The organism is Prevotella sp. S7 MS 2 (assembly GCF_000762865.1).
GTDB lineage: Bacteria > Bacteroidota > Bacteroidia > Bacteroidales > Bacteroidaceae > Prevotella.
On record NZ_JRPT01000005.1, the window covers coordinates 89,245 to 96,284 of the forward strand.

The 7,040-nt window shown below is 44.2% G+C and carries 5 protein-coding genes; 3 read left to right on the forward strand and 2 right to left on the reverse strand.

The genetic code is table 11. The annotated features are described in order from the left end of the window. The 3 genes from HMPREF0671_RS02415 (at window position 1) to HMPREF0671_RS02425 (ending at window position 3,903) form a co-directional block, all read left to right on the forward strand. Window positions 1-1,098 carry an AAA family ATPase gene (locus HMPREF0671_RS02415; protein ID WP_004348225.1) on the forward strand — a complete coding sequence of 366 codons (1,098 nt, stop codon included), beginning with the start codon at window positions 1-3 and terminating at the stop codon, window positions 1,096-1,098. Window positions 1,099-1,101: 3 nt separating this feature from the next. Next, a complete protein-coding gene (locus HMPREF0671_RS02420; RefSeq protein WP_004292742.1) occupies window positions 1,102-2,217 on the forward strand; it encodes a DUF6371 domain-containing protein in 1,116 nt (371 codons plus the stop codon). Window positions 2,218-2,499: 282 nt separating this feature from the next. Next, window positions 2,500-3,903 (forward strand): hypothetical protein, encoded by a 1,404-nt coding sequence (locus tag HMPREF0671_RS02425; RefSeq protein WP_004292734.1) that lies wholly within the window; start codon window positions 2,500-2,502, stop codon window positions 3,901-3,903. Between the two features lie 92 nt (window positions 3,904-3,995). Here HMPREF0671_RS02425 and HMPREF0671_RS02430 read toward each other — a convergent pair whose 3' ends face one another. Both HMPREF0671_RS02430 and HMPREF0671_RS02435 read right to left on the reverse strand, forming a co-directional pair. Continuing rightward, complete coding sequence (locus HMPREF0671_RS02430) at window positions 3,996-4,961, reverse strand: CfxA family broad-spectrum class A beta-lactamase (RefSeq protein ID WP_004339683.1); 966 nt, start codon at window positions 4,959-4,961, stop codon at window positions 3,996-3,998. An 860-nt stretch (window positions 4,962-5,821) separates the two neighbouring features. After that, window positions 5,822-7,040: DUF4982 domain-containing protein (locus HMPREF0671_RS02435; RefSeq protein WP_156958353.1), on the reverse strand; the 1,219-nt coding region annotated here is incomplete at its 5' end.

A 7,040-nucleotide genomic window follows, 5' to 3' on the forward strand; every position in this document is an offset into this window, starting at 1 on the left:
ATGGAAGAGGATAAGAACTATATCAACCTGATACGTGGCGACCTCACAAAAGCATCCCAAGCGCATAACGGTATGCCCGACAGTGTAGGCATGATGAATATCAAGACGGCAAACCAAACCATTCTTGAAGCATCGTTATTGCCTACGCCCCGTGCGCTGTGGGACAGCTTTTGGTACGAGGGGGAACTCTCCTGCTTGTTTGCCGATTCCAACGTGGGCAAGTCCATCCTTGCCGTGCAGATAGCCGACCGCATCGCCCGAACCGACAATGTGCTGTATCTGGACTTTGAACTGTCCGAAAAGCAGTTCCAGCTCCGCTATACCAACGAGCATGGAGAGCTCTACACCTTTCCCGACAAACTCTATCGGGTGTCTATTGACTGCAACCAGCTTTTGGATGCCAACTTTGAGGAAGCTATCATAGGCGGCATTGAACAGATGGCTGTGCAGACCGACTGCAAGATTTTCATCATTGACAATCTTACCTACCTGTGTTGCGCCATGGAGAAAGGCGATGCCGCAGGACGGCTGATGATTCAGCTGAACAATCTCAAAAAGAGATATGCGCTCTCTATCCTTGTCCTAGCACATACGCCCAAACGCTCTTTGGATTGTCCCATCACATCCAACGACCTTGCCGGAAGCAAACGGCTCTACAATTTCTTTGACAGCGTGTTCACCATTGGAAAAAGTGCCCAAGACGGAGGGCTTCGCTATGTGAAGCAGCTTAAAGTGCGCTATGGCACGTTCTCTCATGATGCGGATAATGTAATCGTTTACGAGATTGACAAGGTGGATGCTTTCTTGCAGTTCGTGTTCAGGGGCTATTCCACGGAAAAGGAACACTTGAAAAAATTGGGCGACAATGAATCAAGCCAAAGGGATTGCCAAATTCTGCAACTCTCCCAATCGGGCAAGTCCGTCAGGGAGATAGCCTCACAGGTGAATTGTGGCAAGTCCACCGTAAACCGTATCATCCAGCGCAGCAAAGAGAGTAAAAACGCAGGTGTCCCAAGTGTCCCACTGTCCCAACCCTTAGAGTGTGGGACAATGGGACAGGATGGGACAGCCGACAATCAACCATCAAAAACGGACTAAGCTATGGGCAATTATTCATTACAGAAGTATAAAGGAACGGCAACACGGCATACCTGCCCCAAATGCGGAGACAGGCATTCTTTCGTCTATTACGTGGACGAAAATAATGTGCCGTTGCATCCATCGGTCGGCAGATGTAACCACGAAAGCGGTTGTGGGTATCACTACACTCCGAAAGAGTATTTTCAAGAGCATCCTGAACACAGAACTACCAATGATTTCTCTTTTGACAGGCAAAGAGCAGAGCAGAAGAAAGTGAAGCAGCAAAGTAAGCCGACAGCCATCGGCTATATTCCCCCTCACTATGTGGAGAAGTCGCAAAGCGAGCGTAGCAATTTCTTCCGTTTCCTCTTCACACTCCTTACTTCCTACTATGGCGACAAGGCGAAAGAGGTGTTGAAGCGGTTGTTGGAGGAATACCGTTTGGGGGCTACCCGTGACGGCTCTGTTATCTTTTGGCAGATAGACAGGACGGGCAAGGTACGCACGGGAAAGGTGATGCAGTACAATCCCGAAGACGGACACCGTATCAAGGGAGGACAGACATCGGCAGTGAACTGGATACACAGCATATTGAAAAAGCAGCGTGTGTTGGCAGAGGATTGGCAACTATCCCAATGCCTTTTCGGGGAACACTTGTTGAAAACGCATCCCGACAAGGTGGTGGTCTTGGTGGAATCCGAGAAGAGTGCCGTTATCGGTTCTGCTATCTTCCCCGATTATGTATGGCTGGCTACGGGTGGTAAGAGTCAGATGAGAGAAGAGAAACTCCGTGTACTGTCAGGGCGAACCGTGCTTCTCTTTCCCGATGCCGATGCTTATGCCGAGTGGAAACAGCGAGCCGAGAGCATGTACTTTTGTAAGGTGGTGGTTTCGGACATCATCGAAAGGAATGCCACCCCGAAACAAAAAGAAGCCCATATCGACATAGCCGATTGGATTATCTTTCAGATACGGGAGGGCAAGGTGATGAGTACAGCCAACCACTTGGTCGAGGCTGAGAGAATCCTCCAGCGGATGATAGAGAAGAATCCCGTCCTGCAAAAACTGATAGACGATTTAGACCTTGTGCTGGTCGGTGCATCTCCAATCGGCAACGATGATGAAAAACCTCCCTGACGGAGGAGAGCGGAAGCCGTAGGCTGGAGTTTGCAGACAATGGCTTGCCATTGATATAGCCCACTATAACTACACGCTCCGCTTACGTAGTTGTGGGCTCTCCCGAGGGGATTAGGGTTTTACCCTAATGACCCACTCAGGGCGTTTCTCCCCTGAGAACCCAGAGCAAAGAGTGACCCTCTCTTTGCAATCTCCGCTTATGGGTTGCACCCCTAAGAACCCCATGCGTTTACGGACAGCGGAAAAGCAAACAATAAAGTACAAACCAAAAAACAAGTATCTATGGCAACAAAATCAAGCATACATATCAAGCCCTGCAACATCGCATCGAGCGAGGCTCACAACAGGAGGACTGCCGAATACATGCGCCACATCGGAGAGTCCAGAATCTATGTCGTTCCTGAACTATCCACCGATAACGAACAGTGGATAAATCCCGACTTCGGCAGTCCGGATTTGCGGATGCATTATGACAATATCAGACAGATGGTAAAGGAAAAGACCGGACGTGCCATGCAGGAAAAGGAGCGTGAACGCAAAGGCAAGAACGGTAAAATAGTCAAGATTGCGGGATGCTCCCCCATACGTGAAGGAGTGCTGCTTGTCAGGTCGGACACCACACTGGCAGACGTGCGTAAATTCGGTGAGGAGTGTCAAAGACGCTGGGGAATCACACCGCTGCAAATCTTCCTGCACAAGGATGAAGGGCATTGGCTGAACGGTCAGCCGGAAGCGGAAGACAGGGAAAGCTTCAAAGTCGGGGACAGATGGTTCAAGCCGAACTATCATGCCCATATCGTTTTCGACTGGATGAACCACGAAACAGGAAAGAGCCGAAAGCTCAATGACGATGACATGATGCAGATGCAGACCCTTGCATCCGACATCCTGCTGATGGAACGCGGGCAGTCAAAGGCTGTCACTGGTAAGGAGCATCTGGAACGGAACGACTTTATCATTGAGAAGCAGAAAGCTGAACTGCAACGCATGGATGCAGCCAAACGGCACAAAGAAGAACAGATAAATCTTGCCGAGCAGGAACTGAAACAGGTGAAATCAGAAATACGCACTGACAAGTTAAAGAAGACAGCCACCACGGCAGCGACAGCCATAACTAGTGGAGTTGCTTCTCTTTTCGGGAGTGGAAAACTGAAAGAACTGGAACGTGCCAACGAAAAACTGCAAGACGAGGTTTCAAAACGGAACACCAATATTGAAAAATTGCAGAGCCAAGTACAGCAGATGCAGAAACAGCATGATACGCAAATCCACAATCTCAGAGAAATGCACAGGCAGGAACTTGACATGAAAGAAAAAGAACTGTCACGGCTCGCCAGAATCATAGACAAGGCTTTCAGGTGGTTTCCGATGTTCAGGGAAATGCTGCGCATGGAAAAGTTTTGTGCCATGCTGGGATTCTCTAAAGAAATGACTGAAAGTCTTATAGTCAAAAAAGAAGCCCTGAAATGTAGCGGTAAAATCTATTCCGAGCAACACAGGCGGAACTTTGATATAAAGGATGATATTTTAAGGGTGGAAAATGACCCTGACGATGAAAGCAGGCTGAACCTGACAATAAACAGGAAGCCGATTGCCGACTGGTTCAGGGAGCAATGGCACAGGCTTAGATATGGAGCAAGAGTGCCGCAACAGGAAGAAAGAAAAAGTAGAGGATTCAAATTATAATAGAAGCAATTTGATTAGTAATCTAAAAGCACTCCGATAACGATTAGAGTGCTTTTAGATTGTTTATCATTAATTATCAAAGCAAGTGCAGTTTAAGATTTTACTGAAGTTTGCATTAATAAAGAATATACTACAGCTGATATATGCGCAACATATTGTGACGCTTGTGATTCATTTCCCTTGAAATCCTTAACAAATACCGCTAAGGTATAACTGATATTATTAGGCAGACATATATAGGCAACATCATTGTGAGCTGCAAGAACACCATTTTCATTAACATAACCTGAACCTGTCTTATGCGCTATAACAACCCCTTCTTTATCAAGAAGTGGAGCTGCTATCCTATCTACACCTGTTTTGCATTCTTTTAACGTATTCTTAATGAAACTTTGTTTCTCATCATCGATAAGACCTTCAGTAAACAAACGATTCATCAACATTGCAGCACCAAGAGGAGATGTATAGTTAGAGTAAGCCTTGTTATGGTCAGCCGACATTTCCTCTTCCGTATAAGCTATCTGAAAACTTGAACGAGGAATGAGTGTGGCTATAAAACTATCTGTTTGAGCGACATTAACCATATCCTTAAACATAAGGTTGCTTGCATTGTTGTCACTCTGAGTAAGAGTATAACGCAGCAAATCTCTCACTGTCAATGATATGACTGGCCCTGAATAATCTTTCAGCATAGGACTCCAAGTCTTTGGGTCAAGTTTATCCCTATTTATATTTACTAAGGTATCAAGTGAAATTCCTTTATTGTCAAAGTCATTACAAAGAGCTAATGCCTGATGAACCTTAAACACACTCATCATAGGATAAACACTCTTATTATTGACCTTAACCGTATCTCTGTTATTAACAATAACCGCCACACCAATTTCGCCAGGACAAGCTGAGACAATTTGAGAAATGCTATCAGTCAAAACATTTGTTAAAGGAGGATTTGCGCTATCTTTTGTCGCTGATTTATGGAACAATGAAAATACCAAGATGAAAATGCAAACTAAAGCTATACTCAAAACTACGATTTGTTTTTTTCTGTTTTTTTCCATGTTTATATTATTTATATTTGTTTGACGAGAATATCTTTATTTGCCGACAAAGGTACATAACTTTACGGAAAAATATGTTTCTAAAATATATAAATAGACAGCTGTGGGGAAAATGTGGGGAAAAATTAGATAATTAAAAAGGCTAAATGACTGGAAATAATCACTTAGCCTTTTAATCCGTACCCAGACCCGTACTTCGTAATTGCTGCGCCCATCATTCAAGACTGTCAAATCGGGTCTTTCCTGTCAAGCCAATGATGCCTATGCGTATGCCAAACACATGGATTACGGATTTCTCGTTCCGTGAACAAACACTTTATCCGCAACTCTGCTATGTGGTGTATTGGCTTAACTCCATTTCTATGGGCAACACTTTTGTTGCAGATTTCAAGCAGCTTTTATCGAAATACCCATCAGTAAGAACTCGTTTATTAGGCTTTCCTCATAATTGGGAACAAGAGCCTTTGTGGAGATAAAATAATTGCCCTGTTTCTTAAAAAGCACTGGGGCAAACCAGCTCCGTCTTTAATTGTTTCCAATAAATGGATTGTTTCAAGCCCCTATAGAAAGAGAACAAAAATTCCTGTGTGAAAATTAATCTACGACAAGGAGCAAGCAAGGAGCAATATCAAACAAAAATCAATACCTTTGCAGTACATATGAGATAGACCAAAACAAAAGTGGAATATCGGAAACGAATAGCAAGGAAAAGAGAAGAAACGACCCAAGTTGATGTCCTTTTTGAGTTAATAATCAATAAAAGCGTTAAATCTTCACCTTTTAGAATGTGCAATTAAAAATAACAACCATATTTCTGACTTATTATCTATAAAATATTGAGTAATAATCGGTTGTAAATACTATGGTTGTAACACAACTAGACAACGCCCATTAAATGCTTTTCGTTTATTATCTTTAAAGCGTTCCATAGAGTATGAACAGCCATTATCTACTCCCACTATCTTCGCATTCCCTTGTATCGAGAAGTAAAGTTGATTGTTGGCATTCGGACAAACGTTTCCGTCTTTATCCACAACCTCAATAGTTACAAATGCCAAACTCTTTCCATCAGCCTTCAAAGTTGGCTTATCAACAGACATACGTAGATGGGCTGGTGCCCCGGCTGTATGTATTTCCTGCTCACGTACAACTTTTCCACCCTTTCGAGCAACCACTTTCACCGCACCGGGCTCATACTTTACACGCCACATCACATGGTAATCGTGTTCTCCTTTCTTACGAACACCGGCACTCTTCCCATTGACGAAAAGTTCCACCTCGTCGGCTTGGTTGTAATAACACCACATGTCAATATCCTGCCCCGGTAACCAATTCCAATGTGGGAACAAATGTAAAACAGGCTTGCCAGTCCATTCGCTCTGATACATATAATAAATATCTTTCGGGAAACCAGCCAAATCAATAATGCCAAAATGACTGCTACGTGCCGGGAAACCATACGGAGTGGGTTCACCAATGTAATCCCAACCGGTCCATATAAACTGGCCGCCCACATAAGGAGTATGTTTCACTACATCCCAAGTAGTTTCATGCGTACTACTCCATGGTGCATGCATGTTGTCATAAGCACTACATGAGAAGGAAGGATCTGTATAAGGCAGGCGCCAATCTGTGGGAGCTACATACACAGAGTCACTTGGCATCATGTAGTAACCACGAGTTTGAAGAGCCGATACCGATTCAGACATGATAAAAGGCTTACCGGGAAAATTGGTCGGAACATCTTTGATGTTCTGATGATGATAATTAAAGCCAATGAGATCAAGTGCTCCGCTCTTAAAAAGATGATTCTGTGGAGAGGGTTCACTACAACCTGCTGTTATGGGACGTGTAGTATCCAACTTACGAACTATATCAGCTAGCCAAATCGTCAAACGTGCATTGTCGCTTAATGACTTGCCATTTTGTCGGAGAGCAGATGAGTCACGGGCTGCATTTAACAATATATTGACATCACCAGTTGTTACCCCCTTCTTAGGATTCCATTGCTCTAACACCTCATTTCCTAAACTCCACATGAGAATAGAGGGGTGATTGCGGTCACGAAGTACTAAATCG